The 2,439-nt window shown below is 56.7% G+C and carries 3 protein-coding genes; all 3 read left to right on the plus strand.

Features of this window, described 5'->3' with window-relative positions; translation table 11 throughout:
- On the plus strand, positions 1-237 hold a 237-nt coding region (locus tag AAC083_RS10955), incomplete at its 5' end, for a DUF1949 domain-containing protein (RefSeq protein ID WP_258224660.1).
- A gap of 36 nt (positions 238-273) precedes the next feature.
- On the plus strand, positions 274-1,731 hold the full coding sequence (locus tag AAC083_RS10960) for a TrkH family potassium uptake protein (RefSeq protein ID WP_042036114.1): 1,458 nt from the start codon (positions 274-276) through the stop codon (positions 1,729-1,731).
- A 7-nt stretch (positions 1,732-1,738) separates the two neighbouring features.
- Entirely contained in the window at positions 1,739-2,263 is a 525-nt protein-coding gene (gene hemG / locus AAC083_RS10965; RefSeq protein WP_108536600.1) for a menaquinone-dependent protoporphyrinogen IX dehydrogenase, read from the plus strand.
- Positions 2,264-2,439: the final 176 nt, after the last annotated feature.

The following is a 2,439-nucleotide window of genomic DNA, read 5'->3' on the forward strand; positions in this document are numbered from 1 at the left end:
CAGCTCGAGACCCGGATCAAGCGCCAGCAGACTCCCTCTCTCATCCAATGTGACTATGCCGACATGGGTGTGGTGGAGGCGCTGATCGGCTACCATCACGGCCAGTTGCTGGATGCCGATTACGGCGCTCGCGTTACCCTGCGGGTCGCGTGGGAATCCTCTGTTTGGGCCCAGGTTGATCGGGAATTGACCGACCGCACCCATGGACGGGTATCCCTTCGCTCCTTAGATAGCTAGAATCCACCGCTCTTTTAGCCTGAAGAGGGAGCCGGAATGCACATTCTGAGCATTATTCGCATCGTTGGCCTGTTGGTTGCGCTATTCAGCTCGACCATGTTGTTGCCTGCCATGGTTGCGTTTGGCTATCGGGATGGTGGTGGTGCCGAGTTCGTCAGCTCCTTTCTCATCGCGCTGTTGCTTGGTGTGCTGCTCTGGTTTCCCAACCGCTACCACAAGAAGGAGCTGCGCTCGAAAGAGGGCTTCCTTATCGTGGTGCTGTTCTGGACTGTGCTGGGCAGTGTGGGGGCCGTTCCCTTTTTACTGGGGGATGTGCCCAGCATGTCGGTCTCGGAGGCCTTTTTCGAATCTTTCTCCGGCCTGACGACCACGGGAGCGACCGTGCTGACCGGGTTGGACAATCTGCCCAAGGCGTTTCTGTTCTACCGCCAACTGCTTCAATGGCTGGGAGGCATGGGGATCATAGTGCTGGCCGTCGCCATACTGCCGCTGCTCGGCATCGGGGGCATGCAGCTCTACCGCGCCGAGATCCCCGGGCCGGTCAAGGATACCAAGGTGACGCCGCGTATCGCCGAGACGGCCAAGGCGCTCTGGTTTATCTACCTGTTGCTGACCATGCTCTGCATCCTGGCGTACTGGCTGGCCGGTATGACGCTGTTCGACGCCATCTGTCACTCCTTCTCCAGCCTCTCCATCGGTGGCTTCTCCACCCACGATGACAGCATCGGCTTCTTCAACAGCCCGACCATCAATCTGGTCACTGTGTGCTTCCTGCTGATCGGCAGCATTAACTTCGGTCTGCACTTCATGGTGTTCACTCACACACCGGTACGCCTGCTGAGCTATCTGCGTGACCCCGAGGTGAAGGTGTTTTTGGGGATTCAGCTGTTCCTTTTTCTGTTCTGCGCCGCCGTGTTGCTGCAGCACAACCACTATGAACACTGGCAGGAGACACTCAACCATGCCCTGTTCCAGTCGGTATCGCTGGGGACCACCACGGGTTACAGCACCACCAGTTATGCCGACTGGCCAGCCATACTGCCGATGATGCTGATGTTCTCCTCCTTTATAGGGGGTTGCGCTGGGAGTACCGGTGGCGGCATCAAGGTGATGCGCTTCATGATCCTGTTCATGCAGGGAGTACGGGAGTTGAAGCGGTTGGTGCACCCGCGTGCCGTCTATACCCTCAAACTGGGGCGCAAGGCGGTATCGGATCGGATCGTCGAGGCGGTGTGGGGTTTCTTTGCCGCCTACATCATTTTGTTTGTGTTGTTCATGCTGGCATTAATCGCCACCGGGATGAACGAGGTGACCGCCTTCTCGGCGGTGGCGGCGACCCTTACCAACGTGGGGCCGGGTCTGGGTGATGTGGCCTCCAATTTTTCCGGTATCAGCGCGGTGGCAAAATGGATACTGATCCTGGCCATGTTGTTCGGCCGATTGGAAATTTTCACACTTCTGGTACTGTTTACCCCCGCATTCTGGCGTAGTTGAGGTAGGTATGGACAAGATTTTGGTGCTTTATTCCTCTCGGGATGGGCAAACACAGAAAATCGTGGATGTCATGCTGGAGGAGATGCTGGGTTACGAGGTGGTGATGCATGACCTGCACACTCTGCCCATGTGCAACCTCAGCAAGTTCAAGAAGGTATTGATCGGTGCCTCCATTCGTTACGGCAACTTCCATCCCAGCCTGCTCAGCTTTATTCATGCCCATCATGAACAGCTGGAGGTGGCCAATGCGGCCTTTTTCTGCGTCAACCTGACTGCGCGCAAGCCGGAGAAGCAGACGCCGCAGACCAATGCCTATATGAAGAAGTTCCTGCGCCTCTCCCCCTGGAAGCCGAGAACCTTGGGAGTGTTCGCCGGCGCGCTGCAATACTCCCGCTATAACTGGTGGCAGACCCGCATCATTCAGCTGATCATGAAGATGACCGGTGGCAGTACGGATACCAGCAAGGATCTCGAGTTTACCGATTGGGAAAAGGTGCGCAGTTTTGCCCGTGAATTCTGGTCAAAAAGATAGCAGCCCTGCGTTATTGCTGGCTTGAGCCCCGCGGACGCGGGGCTTTTTGTTTGATAAATAGGCATTTGAACCGCTAAACGGCAAAAGGTGCCATTTTTTGCCGTTTTCCTCTTGTCATCCCGGCGGGGCTCCCTATAATGCGCCCCTACCAGCACGGCGGAACACGCCAACCTGAT

The sequence above is a fragment of the Aeromonas sp. HMWF014 genome (assembly GCF_963878295.1).
Classification (GTDB): Bacteria; Pseudomonadota; Gammaproteobacteria; order Enterobacterales; family Aeromonadaceae; genus Aeromonas; species Aeromonas popoffii.

What these genes read in the sequence shown, in the direction of transcription:
- AAC083_RS10960 (WP_042036114.1), top strand. Translation starts at nt 274, where the DNA reads ATGCACATTCTGAGCATTATTCGCATCGTTGGCCTGTTGGTTGCGCTA.
- hemG (WP_108536600.1), top strand. Translation starts at nt 1,739, where the DNA reads ATGGACAAGATTTTGGTGCTTTATTCCTCTCGGGATGGGCAAACACAG.